Origin of the sequence: Streptomyces sp. NA04227 (genome assembly GCF_013364195.1) — a bacterium.
GTDB lineage: Bacteria > Actinomycetota > Actinomycetes > Streptomycetales > Streptomycetaceae > Streptomyces.
In genome coordinates this window covers 4,358,005-4,373,451 of the sequence record NZ_CP054918.1, presented here as the reverse complement: position 1 = coordinate 4,373,451, position 15,447 = coordinate 4,358,005, and the positions used below count along the sequence as shown (strand labels likewise).

At 70.4% G+C, this 15,447-nt stretch carries 13 protein-coding genes; 2 read left to right on the top strand and 11 right to left on the bottom strand.

Features of this window, described 5'->3' with window-relative positions; genetic code table 11:
- Positions 1 to 49 precede the first annotated feature (49 nt).
- The 10 genes from HUT18_RS18630 to HUT18_RS18585 all read right to left on the bottom strand — a co-directional run bounded on the left by HUT18_RS18630 (position 50) and on the right by HUT18_RS18585 (position 11,167).
- Positions 50 to 379, bottom strand: coding sequence for a putative quinol monooxygenase (locus HUT18_RS18630; RefSeq protein ID WP_176101758.1), 330 nt, complete (start codon positions 377 to 379; stop codon positions 50 to 52).
- Between the two features lie 348 nt (positions 380 to 727).
- Positions 728 to 2,350, bottom strand: a complete 1,623-nt coding sequence (locus HUT18_RS18625; RefSeq protein ID WP_176101757.1) for an NAD(P)/FAD-dependent oxidoreductase — start codon at positions 2,348 to 2,350, stop codon at positions 728 to 730.
- Positions 2,351 to 2,461: 111 nt separating this feature from the next.
- Positions 2,462 to 3,106: a phenazine biosynthesis FMN-dependent oxidase PhzG gene (phzG, locus tag HUT18_RS18620; protein ID WP_176101756.1), complete on the bottom strand. Its 645-nt coding sequence runs from the start codon at positions 3,104 to 3,106 to the stop codon at positions 2,462 to 2,464.
- A gap of 21 nt (positions 3,107 to 3,127) precedes the next feature.
- Complete coding sequence (locus HUT18_RS18615) at positions 3,128 to 4,297, bottom strand: PhzF family phenazine biosynthesis protein (RefSeq protein WP_176101755.1); 1,170 nt, start codon at positions 4,295 to 4,297, stop codon at positions 3,128 to 3,130.
- Entirely contained in the window at positions 4,294 to 6,219 is a 1,926-nt protein-coding gene (locus HUT18_RS18610; protein WP_176101754.1) for an anthranilate synthase family protein, read from the bottom strand. Before HUT18_RS18610 ends, HUT18_RS18615 begins: the two co-directional genes overlap by 4 nt.
- Positions 6,216 to 6,839 (bottom strand): isochorismatase family protein, encoded by a 624-nt coding sequence (locus HUT18_RS18605; RefSeq protein ID WP_176101753.1) that lies wholly within the window; start codon positions 6,837 to 6,839, stop codon positions 6,216 to 6,218. The genes HUT18_RS18610 and HUT18_RS18605 overlap by 4 nt, the downstream gene beginning before the upstream one ends.
- A 5-nt stretch (positions 6,840 to 6,844) precedes the next feature.
- Complete coding sequence (locus tag HUT18_RS18600) at positions 6,845 to 8,071, bottom strand: 3-deoxy-7-phosphoheptulonate synthase (RefSeq protein WP_176101752.1); 1,227 nt, start codon at positions 8,069 to 8,071, stop codon at positions 6,845 to 6,847.
- A 54-nt stretch (positions 8,072 to 8,125) separates the two neighbouring features.
- Positions 8,126 to 8,605 (bottom strand): PhzA/PhzB family protein, encoded by a 480-nt coding sequence (locus HUT18_RS18595; RefSeq protein ID WP_254878687.1) that lies wholly within the window; start codon positions 8,603 to 8,605, stop codon positions 8,126 to 8,128.
- An 846-nt stretch (positions 8,606 to 9,451) separates the two neighbouring features.
- Positions 9,452 to 10,006 carry a sigma-70 family RNA polymerase sigma factor gene (locus HUT18_RS18590; protein ID WP_254879047.1) on the bottom strand — a complete coding sequence of 185 codons (555 nt, stop codon included), beginning with the start codon at positions 10,004 to 10,006 and terminating at the stop codon, positions 9,452 to 9,454.
- A gap of 384 nt (positions 10,007 to 10,390) precedes the next feature.
- Positions 10,391 to 11,167, bottom strand: a complete 777-nt coding sequence (locus HUT18_RS18585) for a hypothetical protein (RefSeq protein WP_176101750.1) — start codon at positions 11,165 to 11,167, stop codon at positions 10,391 to 10,393.
- Between the two features lie 267 nt (positions 11,168 to 11,434).
- Here HUT18_RS18585 and HUT18_RS18580 point away from each other — a divergent pair, with 267 nt between their 5' ends.
- Together HUT18_RS18580 and HUT18_RS18575 are read left to right on the top strand one after the other, a co-directional pair.
- Positions 11,435 to 12,634, top strand: coding sequence for an MFS transporter (locus tag HUT18_RS18580; protein WP_368661536.1), 1,200 nt, complete (start codon positions 11,435 to 11,437; stop codon positions 12,632 to 12,634).
- Between the two features lie 148 nt (positions 12,635 to 12,782).
- Positions 12,783 to 13,907: a sugar ABC transporter permease gene (locus tag HUT18_RS18575; RefSeq protein ID WP_176101749.1), complete on the top strand. Its 1,125-nt coding sequence runs from the start codon at positions 12,783 to 12,785 to the stop codon at positions 13,905 to 13,907.
- A gap of 308 nt (positions 13,908 to 14,215) precedes the next feature.
- On the opposite strand, the gene HUT18_RS18570 is transcribed toward HUT18_RS18575, so the two are convergent.
- On the bottom strand, positions 14,216 to 15,409 hold the full coding sequence (locus HUT18_RS18570) for an acyl-CoA dehydrogenase family protein (RefSeq protein WP_176101748.1): 1,194 nt from the start codon (positions 15,407 to 15,409) through the stop codon (positions 14,216 to 14,218).
- Positions 15,410 to 15,447 lie beyond the last annotated feature (38 nt).

Below are 15,447 nucleotides of genomic sequence, written 5' to 3'. Positions count from 1 at the left end.
GTGGAGCCGGAACGTGCGCTGCGGAAAAGGAAGTGGGGCGGACCGAGGGTCAGGGGGCGAGGGTGACCGAGTCGACGGAGTAGACACCGGGCGCGGGGGTACCGAGCGCCGCGGCCTTCTTGCCGTACTCCTGAACGGCCGGGTCGCCGAACGTGGCCTGCGCGTCGGCCGGGCTGCGCCACTGGGCGTAGTTCACGACCTTGCTGCCGTCCTTGCTGGCGAGAATCGTCGCGGAGACGAATCCCGGACGGTGCCGAACAACCTTGTCGAGTCCCTCGTTGAGAACACCGACAAGTTCCTGCTGCTTGTCCGGCTGGGTTTCGAAGACGTTGATCACGGTCGCTACGTCGTCGCCTGCGCGAATCACGGTTTCAGTCATACGTCCGAAGCTAGCAACGCTCCCATTTTCCGGGCCACACATCCATTGACTCATGAAAATGCTCGCGCCCGGCGTGAATTCGGATCCCTTAGACAAAAGCCGCGAAACAGGAAATACGCAGGGACTGTCAACTGCGGCGGCTCTCCGGCGAAGCCGGGAAGGGCATCCGCCATCATTACGGATGTCGCCTGAGTGAACAAGACCGTGCGGAGCGTACAACTGCCGGATACGGATTGTCCGGTGCGGTGCCCTCGCACACGACGGCACCGTGGCACCGTGTCCGGCGACGGAGCTTCCGACGCCGGACGCGGTGTCCACGGTGCCTCCCTGCCTACGCGCCCGCGCCGGTCAGACCGCGCTCGGCGCGGCTTCCCCGTCGAGGGTGAAGCCCTCGTAGTCCGCGCTGACGATCTCCTTCAGCTTCTCGCGGTAGGCCGCGATTCCGCCGAAGTAGAAGAGCGTGCGGCGCTCCTTGCCGGGAATGTTGGAGCCGAAGATCCAGGAGTCGGTCTGCGCGAACAGGCTGTGCTGGGCCATCTCACGGCACATCACCGTCCATTCCTCCTCCGCTGCGGCGGTCGCCTCGACCCGGCCGACGCCACGCTTGCGGGCCTCGCCGATGGTGTCGGAGATCCACTCGACCTGCGTCTGCAGGGCCGGCGGCAGGTTGGAGAAGACGCTGTTCGGGCCGAAGACCGTGAACAGGTTCGGGAATCCGTTGGTGGCCACGCCCAGGTAGCTGCTGGGAGCCTCGCCCCAGTGCTCCTTCAGCGAGCGGCCGCCCGCGCCCCGGATGTCGATCTTGTTGTAGCTGCCCTGCATCGCCTCGTAACCGGTGGCGAACACGAGCACGTCGACCTCGTGCTCAGTGCCGTCCTCGGTCTGCACACCCTTCGGGGTGATCTTGACGATCGGGTTCTCCTTGGTGGAGATGAGCGCCACGTTGTCCCGGTTGTAGGACTCGTAGTAACCGGTGTTGCAGATCGGCCGCTTCGCGTAGTAATCGGTCGGCATCAGCTTGCGCGCGGTTTCCGGGTCGCGCACGATTTCCTTGATCTTCGACCTGATGAACGAAGCGGCGGCCTCGTTCGACTCCGGGTTGAAGGCGATGTCGGCGAAAGTGCCGAACATGAAATTGAATCCGTTGCCCGCGTCCCAGCTCTCCTGGAATTTCCGCTCGCGTTCCTCGGCGGAAACCGCCATCGCGGAAATCTCGGCCTCCTGGAAACCACAGGCGACCCGGGAGTTGAAGACCTGCTTCCAGAACTGCTCGTGGTTCTCGCGGTAGTCCTCCAGGAACTCCTCGCTGAGCGGTCCGTCGCCCGCGGGCACGACGTACTGCGCGGAGCGCTGGAAGACCGTGAGGTGGTCGGCGATCTTGGCGGCGGCGCCGATGAACTGGGTACCGGTCGAACCGGTGCCGATCACGCCGACCTTCTTGCCGGTGATGTCCAGCTCCTGCGGCCAGGCGCCGGTGTGCACCTGGGTGCCCGCGAAGCTCTCGCGGCCCTCGATGTCGGGGAAGTTGGCGGTCGACAGCGGGCCGAGCGCGCCGACCACGTAGCGGGCGGTGTACTCCTCGCCGTCGTCCGTGCGCACCGTCCACAGGCTGGTGGCCTCGTCGAAGGTCAGCGCCTCGACGGTGGTGTTGAGCTGGATGTCCTCGCGCAGCTCGTACCGGTCGACCACGTGCTCCAGGTAGGCCAGGATCTCCGCCTGCGGCGCGTAGCGGGTCTTCCAGTTCCACTCCTTGATCAGCGCGCTGTCGAAGGAGTAGCGGTACGCGATGGAGTCGACGTCCGCGGCCGCGCCCGGGTAGCGGTTCCAGTGCCAGGTGCCGCCGATGCCGGAGCCTCGCTCGAAGGACCGTACGTTCAGGCCGAGTTCGTTGCGGAGCTTGTGCAGCATGTAGATGCCGGCGAAACCGGCACCGATGACAATCGAGTCGAGCTGGTTCTCTTTCTTGGACATCTCGGCCTTTCGAATCATGCGGTGGAGGAGAGAGGTGCCTCGGTGCGGGGCGGGCGCGACGGACGCGGGGCCGCCCCCTCAAAAGGCGGCCTCGCGTGGGGAGTTCGTCGACTACGGCTCAAGCTTGACGACGTTCCAGGTGCCGCCGTCCTGCTTCTCGTAGCGCAGGCGGCGGTGCAGTCGGGAGGCGGCGGCGTTCCAGAACTCGACCGATTCCGGCTGGAGTTGGTACGCGACGAACCGGTCGGGGCGCGGCAGCGGGCCGCCGCCGGCGATCTCGGCCTGGCGGCGCTCCTCGGTGAGCAGCGCCGCCGGGTCGTCGAGGACGTCGCTCTGCCGGGAGGCGACGGTCATGGTGTGCAGCCGGTGGTCGCGGGCCATCCACCACTTGTCGTGGGCGGCGTCGTCGAGCTGGACGACCGGGCCCGAGACACACAGCTGCTGGCCCGTCTCGCGCCAGTAGAACAACCCGGTCGCCCGGCCGCTCTCGGCGATCTCGCGGCCCTTGCGGCTGGTGCTGTGCGTGGTGAACAGCAGCCCGCCCTCGGCGACTTCGATGATCTGGCAGATCCGGCTGGACAAGCGGCCCTCGCCGTCCACGGTGGACAGGGCCAGCGACATGGGCTCGCGCACACCCACCTCGCGGGCGTGGTCCGTCCACTGCTTCGCCAGGCCCATCGGGCTCGGCGGCGGGTTGTCGTACTCGGGGAAGGGCAGGTCGACCGACCCGGTCAGACTCTCGTAGACGCTGCTCATGACGCTTCCGTTCAGGTCCGGTCAGATGTGGATGGTGCCTTCGGAGGCGACGGTGCCGTGCCCGCTCACCCGCACCCGGTCGAGCTCGGTGCTGTCGTCCTTCAGCGTGGCCTCGGCGAACATCACCGCGCGGCGGCCGAGTTGGACACCCTGGTGGATCTCGATGGTCTTGCCGTACTCCACGAGTCCGTGCCGGGCCAGGTGGATGGCGAGGGGGCCGGCCGCCGAGCCGGTGGCCGCGTCCTCGACCACGCCGTAGGCGGGCGAGAACATCCGGGTCTGCCAGCGCTCGCCCTCGGGGGCGAAGCAGTTGGCGGCCATGTCCGGGAAGGCGGACAGGGCCCGGTGGTCGGGGTGCAGCGCGGCGAGCGCGTCGGCGTCGGGCAGTCCGACGAAGACGTGCCGGGGGCCGTTGCGGTAGATCTCCACCGGCAGCGTGGAGGAGTCGATGCCGAGTGCCTCAAGCAGCGCCTCGGCGTGCTCGTAGGGCTCGTGGACCGGTATCGGCTGCTCCATCGAGATGTACGCGACGCCGCCGCCGAACTGCTCGGCGGGCGTGCGGTCGACCTCGAAGGGCACGACGCCCATCTTGGTCTCGAAGCGCAGGTGGTCCGCGCGGCGGTCGAGGCCGACCGCGACGGCGGTACCGAGCAACGGGTGCCCGGCGAACGGGAGTTCGTTGACCGGCGTGAAGATACGGGTGCGTACGTCCGCGTCCTCGACGGTCGGCGACAGCAGGAACACCGACTCGGAGAGGTTCATCTCCTTGGCGATGCGCTGCATCTGGTCGGAGGTCAGGTCGTCCGCGTCCCAGAACACGGCGACCGGGTTGCCGCGCAGCACCTCGGTGGCGAAGGCGTCGACCACGACGTAGCGGTGCGCGCGGTCACGGACCCGCAGCAGGCCCTCGCCGCGGACGGTGGCCTGGACGTCGAAGCGGTCCCGGTGGCTGATCGGGGCGCCGATGAGCGCGGCGGCCAGGTTCTCGGGCAGGTCGGCCGGGCGCTCCTGGTCCCAGACCATGACCGCGCCCCAGCGCTTGCCCTCCGGGTCGGCGATCCAGAACTTCTCCCGAAGTCCCTCCACGGACTGCCAGTTGTGGGCGACGCCGTCCTCGCTCAGGTGCTTTTCGAGGCTCTCCACGGTGGCGGGGGACCCGTCCAGGTCCCACCAGGCGATCTCCATCTTCATGGTGCGAGCACCCCTTCGAACATGTCGGTCAGGATCCGCGGACCGTCGACGGTCAGCAGGGACTCCGCGTGGAACTGCAGCGAGGCGAATCGGTCGCCGCGCAGCGCGTGCACCTCGTCGGTGTCCGGGTTGCGGCTGATCTCGACCTGCTCGCCGTCCGGGCCGGTCCAGTTCGCGGTCGCGCTGCGGGCCTCGAAGGTGTTGTAGAAGCCGACCCGCTCCGGCGAACCGAACAGGTCGATCTGCCGCTGGGTGCCCTGGTTCGGGCGCTCGCGGCGGACCAGCGGCAGGCCGAGCCGCCGGGACAGGACCTGGTGGCTGAGGCAGACCGCGACGAACGGGTGCCGCTCGGCGAGGAGTTCACCGACCACCTTGTCCAGGGCGGCGATCTTCGGGTGCTCGGTGGCCAGCGGGTCACCGGGGCCGGGGCCGACCAGGACCACGTCGTGGTCGCGGACCTCGAAGGTCTCGTCGAAGCGGCGCACGGTGACCGAGAGGCCCAGTGCGCGCAGCTGGTGGTCGAGCATCGAGGTGAAGGTGTCCTCGGCGTCGATCACCAGGGCCTTGCGCCCTTCGAGCAGCGAGGAGGTGACGCCGCGGCCCGCGTCCTGTCCGACCCAGAACCCGGCGATGCCGTCGTTGCGGCTCTTGAGCGAGTCGAGGATCCGCGGGTCCTGCGCGGGTGAACTCCCCTGCGCACGCTCGCCGAAGGCCTCCAGGAGCGCCTTCGCCTTGGCCCGGGTCTCGGCCACCTCGCCCTGCGGGTCGGAGTGGCGTACCAGGGTGGAGCCGACCGAGATGGCCACCTTGCCGGTGGGCTCCAGGACGGCGGTACGGATGAGGATCGCGGAGTCGAGGGTGCGCCGGCCCTGCTCGTCGGTGCCGGCCAGGCCGATGATGCCGCTGTAGTAGCCGCGGCCCTCGGGCTCGTAGCGCTGGATCACGCGGGCCGCGCTCTCCACCGGGCTGCCGGTGACGGTGGGCGCGAACATGGTGGCGCGCAGCACCTCGGGGATGTCCGCGCCGGAGGTTCCGGTGATGTGGTACTCGGTGTGCGCGACCTTCGCCATCTCCTTGAGATGCGGGCCGTTCACCTGCACCGTGCCGGGCTCGCAGACCCGGCACATCATCTTCAGTTCCTCGTCCACCACCATGTACAGCTCCTCGGCCTCCTTGCGGTCGGCGAGGAACTCGGTCAGACCGGCCAGGGTCGGGCCGCCGTCCGGGTAGCGGTAGGTGCCGCTGATCGGATTCATGGTGGCGACGCCGTCGGCCAGGCTGACGTGACGCTCGGGCGAGGCGCCGATCAGGGTCGCGTCGCGGGTCTGCACCAGGAAGGTCCAGTACGCGCCGCGCTCCCGGGACAGGAGTTCGCCGAAGACGGAGAACGCCTGCTCGGGGCGGTAGCCGGTGATGTCGGCGAGGTAGGTGCGCTTGATGACGAAGTTGGCGCCCTCGCCGGTGCCTATCTCGTCGGCGATGACCGACTTGACGGTCTGCGCGTACGCCGCGTCGTCGGGCTCGAAGCGCCCGTTGGCCAGCCGCACCGCGTGCTGGGGCAGCCGGTCCAGGACCGAGGCCACCGCGTGGTGCTCCTGCTGCTGCACGGTCATGGCGATGAGCGGGGTGCCGTCGTCGGGCGCGGGGTAGCCGCGCTCGGCGAGCTGGCGGTAGGGCACCACCACCAGTACGTCGCTGCCGTCCGCCCCGGCGCCCGCGGACGCGCCGCCGCGGGCTCCGAGGTCGAGCGCGTCGAGCGACTCGTGGTGGCCGACCTCGCCGGTGAGGACCTGTACGCGGCGGCCGTGCTCGCCGTCGCGGCAGATCAGCGCGAAGTCCCGGACCGAGCCGTCGAGTACGGCCTGGAGGAGATCGGCCGGTCTGTGGCCGTGCGCCCCGGTTGGCTCGTTGTCGATGCTCATGCCACCAGTCCGTCCACGTCCGAGACCTTGGCGCAGACACGCGCCGCGTGCTCCAGCGTCATCCGGTGGTGCTCGGCCGAGAAGTCGCCGATGGCGTCCGCGGCCAGGAAGACCTGGATGTCGTTGGTGTACGCCTCCAGCGCCGTGGTGAGGATGCCGACGTGTCCGTACACACCGGCGATGAGCAGCTGGTCACGGCCCTCCTCCCGCATGCGCTGGAGCAGATCGGTGCGGAAGAAGGCGCTGTAGCGCCACTTGACGAGGTTCCAGTCCGAGGCCTGCGGGGCCAGTTCGGCCACGATGGAGCGGTCGGCCTCGGAGCTGGTCATCCCCGGTCCCCAGAAGTCGCGGAGCAGTCCGCGGTCCTGTTCGGTCATACGACCGGGCTGAGCGGTGTAGGCGACCCGCATCCCCCGCTCCACGCAGACCTTGCGCAGTGCGGCCGCGTTGTCGACCAGGCGGCTGCGCATGTCCTGGCCCAGCGGCTCCAGGAAGTAGGTCTGCATGTCGTGGATGAGCAGGACGGCCCGCTCCGGGCTCACCTGCCAGTCGACCGGGCCGACCGGGAGATCTTCCCTGCTGGGAAGGTCGTACGGTTCGACGCGAAGAGATGTGGTCAAGTCCTCTACCCCTTGCTGAGAGCGGAAGCTGCGGGTGCGGCCTGGACGTCCGACCACGCCGCCACGACCTCGGCGGCCTGGTCCGGGTCCAGCCGCGGGTCGCACAGACTCGGCATGCCGGTTCCGTGCGTGCCGGGCGCCGAGCGCGGTCCGAAACCGCCGAAGCACTCGCCGACCGCGTACGGGCTCGCTTCCAGGTGCAGCCCGTGCGCCCTGACGCCCGCCTCGGCCAGACACGACAGGAACTGCCGCACCTCGTCGGAGACGGTCGTCACATCACGGCTCTTGGTGCCGTCCGCAAGCTTCACCGTGTTGCCGTGCATCGGATCGATGAACCACAGCACCGGGTGGCCGTTGTCCCGGACGGCGCGGACGAGGGCCGGAAGTCGCTCGCCGATCTGCTCGGCGCCCATCCGCACGATGAGCGTCAGGCGACCGGGCTCGCGCTCCGGGTCCAGACGGGCACACAGTTCGAGCAGCTCGTCGGGGGTCATCGTGGGGCCGACCTTGCAGGCGACCGGGTTGACGACCTTGGACAGCAACTCCACGTGGGCACCGTCGAGTTGACGGGTGCGCTCACCGATCCACGGCCAGTGGGTGGAGCTCAGCCAGAGCCTGCCGTCGTCGAGCTTGCGGAGCTGCGGCTCCTCGTAGTCGATGAGCAGGGCCTCGTGGCTGGACCACACGCGGTCCTCGGGCGCGCGAGTGGCCCAGTCGCCGCCCTGCCGCCAGCCGAGGTGCTGCATCGCCTCGCGCGAGGCCATGAAGCACATCAGCATGCGCAGCGGATCGGGCCGACGGCTGTGCTCGTCGACCTCGGGGGCGTTGACGATGTGCCCCCGGTAGGCGGGCAGCACAAGGCCGTCGATCTCTTCGGTGGGCTTGGAGCGAGGCTTCGCGAACTGTCCGGCGATCCGGCCCACCCGCAGGACCGGAACCCCCGGCTGCTCGCCGAGTGCCTCGGCGAGCCGGTTGACGAGACCGGCCTTCGCGGCGATGTGCGCTTCGCCGCACTCGTCCGGGTGCTCGGCACAGTCGCCGGCCTGGAGAACCAGACCCTCACCCCTGGCGACATCGGCGAGCGACTCCCGCAACGCGAGGATCTGTTCGGGACTGACGAGAGCGTCGGTCGCCGACAGAACATTGCGGACCTGAGCAACCTGATGCGGATGCTCCCATTCCGGCTGCTGGGCAGCGGGAAGGCCTCGGTCTAAGAACCCTGAATTATTCACGAACTCTTCCCCCGCAGACTTGTGAATGACGACCCGTGCAGCCACGGGCCCGGCTCAGGTGGGTATGCCTTCACGCTTCACGCGCGGCACCTCGATGCCGAGGGCCTTGAACTGCTGGCACGGGTTCATGAATTCACGCTGGAGCCGGATCTTTCCGTCCTCGAAACGGAAGTAGTGGATGAAGTGGTTCTCGTAGAACCCCTCCTCGTAGCCGGGGAAAATGATCTTTCCGCGGCCGTTGCACTCGACCCAGAACTGGTTGGGGTCCTGGGTGTCGAAGATCTCGATGTCGACCCAGGCCCAGTCGGGGAAGCACTTCAGGGACCAGACGGCGTGCTCACCGAGACGGTCGCGGCCACTGATCACGATGGGCTCGCCGGTCTCGGTGGTCCACAGACCACCCTGGCCGTCCTCGGTGAACAGCTCGTGGCGGCGCAGGCGGTCCTGACCACGGGTGTTCATGTACTGCTCGACGATACGTCGGTTCGCTTCGCGGTTGCCGGCAATTTCTTCGGCGGACGCGGGGGCGCTCATATCCATTACTCCCATTGACTTTGGAACTGAAAATCCAAGCTGCGCTCGACCAGTTGCTGGGAAGCCAGTTGCGATGGATGCGCGTTCAACCAGGACAGTTGTCCGGGGTGCCGAAAACCTACCGACGGGGACTCGGCGGTCGCAAACATCCGTTGCCTCATCGAGATGCGCGCGCTGGGGTCCCCGAGGCCATTTTATTTTTCACCTCGCCAGCATTTCGACACCTAGGGGATCAATCAAGGACATCTCCCTGACAAGAGGGAGCATCGTTCCATATCCCGGACAGGGTCTCAACTCCCCTACTCAGCAAGGAAGTTGGAGGCCAGAGGGCCACCGAGGACCAGGGCCGAACGCGTAATCACACGGAAGGAATAATTCCGTTTTCCCGCTTCTCACGGAACCTTCGGCGAAAGTTCTCCGGCACCCGGCGGGAGCGATGGCGGGATGCGTGGGCATCGGGACCTCTACGGCGCCGGCACACCTCATGACGCGGGTGACATTGTGGCACAGCTCACACGGGCGTGGGCGGGGATGTGCGCCCAACTCTTTGACGGAGCAACGGTGTTGTGCGCGTCTGAGTCCGGGTACGAAGTCGCCGCCGTGCCGTTCTCGATGTCCGGGCAAAGGGCGTCGCCCTCGCCCCGTCAATTCGGCCGTATTCCGTACCGATTCCGGTGTCCGCGCGGTGAAGGGAGCGTAGTGACAGGGGAGTTGAGGTCGAAGCGGGGGTTGGGGCGCTCGGCCGGGCGCGAGTCCCCGGCCGAGCGCCCCAACCGGTCATTTCCCTGTCACTGCCCGCTCTCGTACCGGACAGGGCGCTTTCCCGGGTGAACCGCGGCGCGGGGCCTACGCCGCGGACCGCGCCGGGGCCGCCTGCTCGGCCTCGTCCAGCCAGGCGATCAGGGAGGTACGGGCGCGGGCGACCCGGGAACGCACCGTGCCCACCGGGCAGTCGCTGACGCTGGCCGCCTCCGCGTAGGGCAGGCCCAGGAGTTGGGTGAGCACGAACGCCTCCCGGCGGTTCTCCGGCAGTGCGGCGAGGAGTTCGCCGAGCGCGATGCCGTCGTCGAAGCCGGGCAGGTCGCGGGGCTGGGTGCGTTCGGCGGCCGCCTCCCAGTCGCCGGTGTCGGAGAGCCGCGGGCGGCAGGAGCTGTACCTGATGCTGTCGACGACCGCGCGGCGCGCGATGGACAGCAGCCAGGTCCGGGCCGAGGAACGCCCCTCGAACCGGTGCAGACTCCCCAGCGCCCGCAGGAAGGTCTCCTGCGTCAGGTCGTCCGCGGCCTGCGGGTCGGCACCGAGGTACGTCACGTAATGGCGGACGTCCCTGTGCAGCGCGCGCACGAAGAGGTCGACGGCCTCGGCGTCACCGCCGCGGCCGGCAAGTGCCCAGGTGGTTATGGAGTGTTCGCGATGTGCCTGGTCCGGGTCGGTGGCGGCGGGGCGTGCCGCGCGTGCGGTCGGGGCGGTTGGCGTCGGGGCAGGGGTGATCACCTGGGGTCCGTCCTTCTCGGGGTTCCGGAGTCCGGGATCGGATCCGGCTTCCCGGCCCCCGGCCGTGCGGACATGCGGACGTGCCCTCATGCGTACGTACGGATGTACCTGCGTGCGCATGCATGGGTACGAGCCGGCCTGCACGCGTGCGCGTGGACAGCGAACCGCGGGCAGTGGGCAGCACGGCGGGACCGGTGTGGGTGTGGAGGTACGACCGCGCGCGAGGGGCGCGGCCGATGCCCGAGGCGGGAGCCGACGGCTCCGTGAGCTGCCTCGGGAAACCGGCTGTCGTCAGGCGACAGCGGTCCCCACGGGTGGACCCCGAGAAGTGATGGTGTGGATGAGCAGGCGCCCGCGCTGCCACCGCTCGACGCCCGAACGGCGGCGCCGTACACGGGGTTTGTGCGCGGGAGCCGGCGGGCGCAGCAGCAGACGCAGCGGCGCGAAGAGCCGGTTGCCGGCGGCCCGGAGAATACGGAAGGCCGCCCGTTCGCCGTGCGCGAGCCACAGGCCGCACACCAGGGCGGCGAGCAGGTGGGCCAGGAGCATGCCGGTCGGGGACATGCCGTGCAGGTCGCCCGCCCCGGCCATGCCCGGCGCATCCGGCATCGGCATGCCCGGCATGGCGTGTGCGCCGTGGTCCATGCCGTGCGACGCGTGGTTCATGGTGTGTGCCGCGTGCTCCATGGTGTGTGCCGCGTGGCCGCCGCCCGGTGTCACGTGCGGGGTGGCGGCTCCCGTTCCGGGCACCGCGCCGCACAGCATGTGCTCCAGCCACCTGGTGCCCAACGACCCGCCGGACACGGGGTGCACGAACACCTGGGCGAACGAGAACGCCGCGTGCAGTGCCACCTGGGCGGCCACGGTGAGGGAGACGACCGCCAGCGGTCCGCGTTCCCGGCCCGCCAGGGCCCAGGCCGTGCCGCCGGTCGCCAACGCGCCCGCCGCCATGGCCCACCAGGGCACCGGGGTCCCCGACATCATGACGTGGCCCAGGGAGGCGAGCAGCACACACAGGGCCGCGAACACGGCGGCCCTTGTCGTGCGCGAACACCAACCTGCTGTCATGGCGGGGCTCATCCTCGCATTCGTCACTCGCCGGGCACCCCCCGGTGCGGAAAACGCGGGGGCACTTTCCCGGCGGCGCGCACAGTGATCCGGGCCATACAACTCGCCGGGAACCAGGGCCGATCGGCGCCCGACTCCTTCCGAAAGCCGGAGAGATCCGCCGCGCGGGCGAAACCGGCGACGGACACGAAAGACAGACAGACACGAAGACGAACAGACACGAAGACAAGTGGCAGAGCCCGGAGCCGAGGGGGAGGGATATCGAGGGTGGCCGAACGCGACGGAACCGGTACCGCGACCGGCGCGACCACCGCGCTGCTGACCTGCGCCATGGCCTTCTCCATGCTCCAGCTGTTCCTGCTCGGCGCCCTGGGGCCACGGCTCGTGGACGACCTGGACGTCTCGCCGACCGTCCTCGGGCTGACGACGACGGTCGGCTTCGGGGCCGCCGCCGTACTCTCGCCGCTCGGCGGGCGCGTGGTGGACCGGGTGGGTCCGCGCCGGTGTCTGGTCGGGCTGTTGCTGGTGTCGGGGGCGGCGCTGGCGCTGATCGGCGCGGCTCCGGGCGCCGGGCCGCTGCTCGCGGCGGTCGCCCTGGGCGGTCTGCCGCAGGCACTCGCGAACCCGGCCACGAACAAGGCGATCCTGGCGGCCGTACCCGCCGAGCGCCGCGGGTCGGTGACCGGCATGAAGCAGTCCGGGGTGCAGTTGGGCGCGTTCGCGGCCGGGCTGCCCCTCGCCACGCTGGCGGGAGCGATCGGCTGGCGGGGCGCCGTCTGGACGGCAGCGGCGGCCGCCCTCCCGGCGGCCCTGTGGGCGGCCCGGGGCCTGCCCGCCGACCCGCCGCCGAAGAAGGTGCCCGCCGCCTGGGTCCCCCGTGGAACGATCGCCTGGCTCGCTCTGTTCTCCCTGCTGCTCGGCAGCGGCATCGCCTCGGTGAACACCTACCTGGCCCTGTTCGGCGTACGGCGCCTGGGACTTGGGCCCACGACGGCGGGCATCCTGGTGGCCGTGCTCGGTGTCGCGGGCGTCGCCGGACGGGTGGGCTGGTCCAGGCTCGCGGGGCGCCCCGGACGTGCGGTGTGGCTGCCCGGCGGCCTCGCCGTGGGCGCGGTCGCGGCGGCGCTGCTCCTCGGCGCGGCCACGTACATACATGCACTGGTCTGGGTCGCGGCGGTCGCGGTGGGCGTGTTCGCGGTGGCCGCGAACGCCGTCTCCATGGTCCTCGTGCTGCAACGCGCGGCCCCCGGCCGGGCCGGTCAGGACTCGGCCCTGGTCTCGGCCGGCTTCTTCGCGGGCTTCGCGACGGGCCCGCCCCTGTTCGGTCTCCTGGCCCAGGACGGCCGGTACGCGACGGGCTGGCTCCTGGTCGCCGCCGAGTTCACCGGCGCCGCACTGGTGGCGCTGACCTGGGCGGTACGGGACCGCCGTGCGGCGGACGGGGCGGCGGGGAGGCGGGCGGGATGAGCACGGGGAGAGCGGACGGTACGGCGGGGAGGCGATCGGGGTGAGCACGCGGGAGGCGGACGGTACGGCGGGTACGGCGGAGGGCCGCACGGACGATACGGCGAGTACGGCGGAGGGCCGCCCGGACGGCACGGGGGCAGGTGTACCCGTGGCAGCCGACGTCGATCCGCTCCCCCGCTGGGTCGCCCGCGCACTCGACGCCGTACTCGACCGGGTGGCCGCGACCCGGGCTCAAGTCGGCGACCGTTTCCCGCTGTTCGCGGATCCGGTCGACGGACGGTGGAAGACCACCGGCCGGGGCTCGTGGACGGGAGGCTTCTGGGCCGGGCTGCTGTGGCTGCGCGCCCGGCACACCGGAAACGGGGCCGACCACGCGGCAGCCGTACGGTGCACCGGCCGGCTCGCGCACTGGGTGCACGCCGACACCGCCACCCGCGGCCTCATCTTCTGGTACGGCACCCTGTTCGCCGACACCTCCGAGTCCGCCGCCCTGCGAGCCCGCGCGGCACAGGCCTGCCGTGCCTCCTACGACGCGGACCTCGAACTCGTCCCCTGGGGCGGCGAGTTCGGCGGCCCGCGCCTCATGGCCCGGGTGGACGGCGTACCCGGCATGGTCCCGCTGCTCGCCACCACCGACGCGCGGGCGGCCGAGTCCCACCTGCGCCGCCACGTCGAACTCACCCAGGACCAGCGCGCGTTGCACTGGTCCCACCGGTGGGAGTCCGGGAGCTGGTCCCCGTGCGCCGAGCCTCCACCCGGCTGGAGCAGAGGCCCGGCCTGGCTCCTTCTCGCGGCGTCCGAGGGGGTACGGCATCTCGGCTCGCACACCGTCGACCTCAACCGACTCGATCTCTGCCGACTCGGCATCCCCGACCTGGGCGCCCCGGGACTCGGCACCGACACCGCCCAACTTGCTTATACAGCTGGCGAGTTGCAGGACCCCGCGCCCTCATCCCCTTCCCCTTCGCCTTCGCCCTCCAGCCCGATGGCGCACATCCCCCTCGCCGACAAGGCCCACCCCACGGGCCCGCTCGACACCTCGGCCGCCGCCATCACCGCGACGGCCCTGCTGGGGCTCGGGCACCGCGACCACGCACTCGCCTTCCTGCACGAACTGGTCCACGCCCACCTCCAGGACGACGGCCGGCTACTGAACGGCTGTTACGACCACGCCTCGGGCACGGCGACACAACACGAGCTGATCTGGGGCGACTTCTTCCTCGCGTACGCCCTGGCCCTGCTCACCGGCCTCGTCGGCCCGGGCGAGGGGTAGGTTCTCGCGTACCGGGCAGGCGGGAGCCATGTACCCGTGGTCGATGCGACCTGTCCTGGAGAGGGTGTCATGAGCGCTGCCGTGTGGATCATCTTTGCCATCGGGGTCGGCACAGTCTTCGTGATCGCCTGGCGATCCTGGGGCGGTGGCAAGTAGGGACGAACCGTCGAGGATCCGGGGGCCGCTCTTGGCGGCGGCCTTGGCGGCGGGACCGGCGACGTCCGACCTGCCGCCCAGCCCGAACAAACCCAGAAAGCCCGAACGGCCCGAACAACCGGCGCATTCAGGCTAATTGAGGATTAGTCCAGCTACTGATCCCGAAGCACCCTCCGCGCGACGGATCCGATGTGCAGTTCGTCCGGGCCGTCGAGGATCCGGGCCGCGCGGCCCGTGCGGAACAGGGCGGGCAGGGCCGTGTCCGGACCGAGGCCCTCGGCGCCGTGCACCTGGATCGCCGCGTCGGCGACCTGTTGCAGGGTCCGGGCCGCGGCGACCTTGGCGAGGCCCACCTCCACATGGGCGTCACGTCCTTCGGCCAGCCGGGCCACCGCCTCGTGGACGAGGGGGCGGGTGGTGCGCAGGGCGAGCAGCGACTCGAAGACATGGCTCTGGACGAGCTGGAGATCGGCGAGCGCGCCACGGGACCCGGTCCGTCGCACGGCGCGGTCGCGCATCAGGTCGAAGGCCCGCCGCGCCTGCCCGAGCCAGCGCAAACACCGCAGCGTACGGCCGAGTTGGAGCCGTTCGCCCGCGACGGCCAGCGCCTTGCCGCGCTCGCCGACGAGATGGTCCCCGCCGACCACGACCCCGTCCAGCTCGATCTCCCACTGACCGCCCGCGCCGAGCACCGGCAGTTCCCGCACCACGCGGAAACCCGGTGCGCAGGTCGGCACCAGGAGCAGGGACAGGCCCTCGCGGTCGGGCGGCAGAGAGTCGGTACGGGCCAGGACCGTGACGAGGTCGGCGTCGGCCGCGCCACTGGTGAACCACTTCCTGCCGGTCAACTCCCAGGAGCTGTCGGCCTGTTCAACGGCCCGGGTGGCGGTCAGGAAGGGGTCGGTGCCGGGGGTTCCGGGTTCGGTCATCGCGTAGCAGGCCCGTAGGTCCCCGGCGGCCAGCGGGCGCACGCAGCGGTCGCGTACGGCGGGGCTCGCGTGCCGCCACAGCATCAGCACGTCGAGCAGTGGCGCCGAGCCGAGGGCCGCCGGGCCGTGGTCGCTGGCGCCCTCCGCCTCGGCGACATGGGCGTACGACCGCAGTGGCAGCCCCTGCCCGCCGACCTCGACGGGCAGCGGAAGCCCCCACAGCCCGGCGTCCCTGGCCTCCCCCTGCAACCGCCGCAGGGTGTCGGCGCCCTCGGGCCCGCCCGCGTCCAGAACGGGCTCGCACGGCATGACCCGGTCGCGCACGAAGGTGGCGACGCGCTCCCTCAACTCGACTACGTCCTGCGGACATTGGGGCTCGCCCCCGAGCACGTCCACCTTCTCGTCCTCTCCCGACATCCCAGCCTCGCGTACTCGCGTACTCGCGAAGCCCAAGG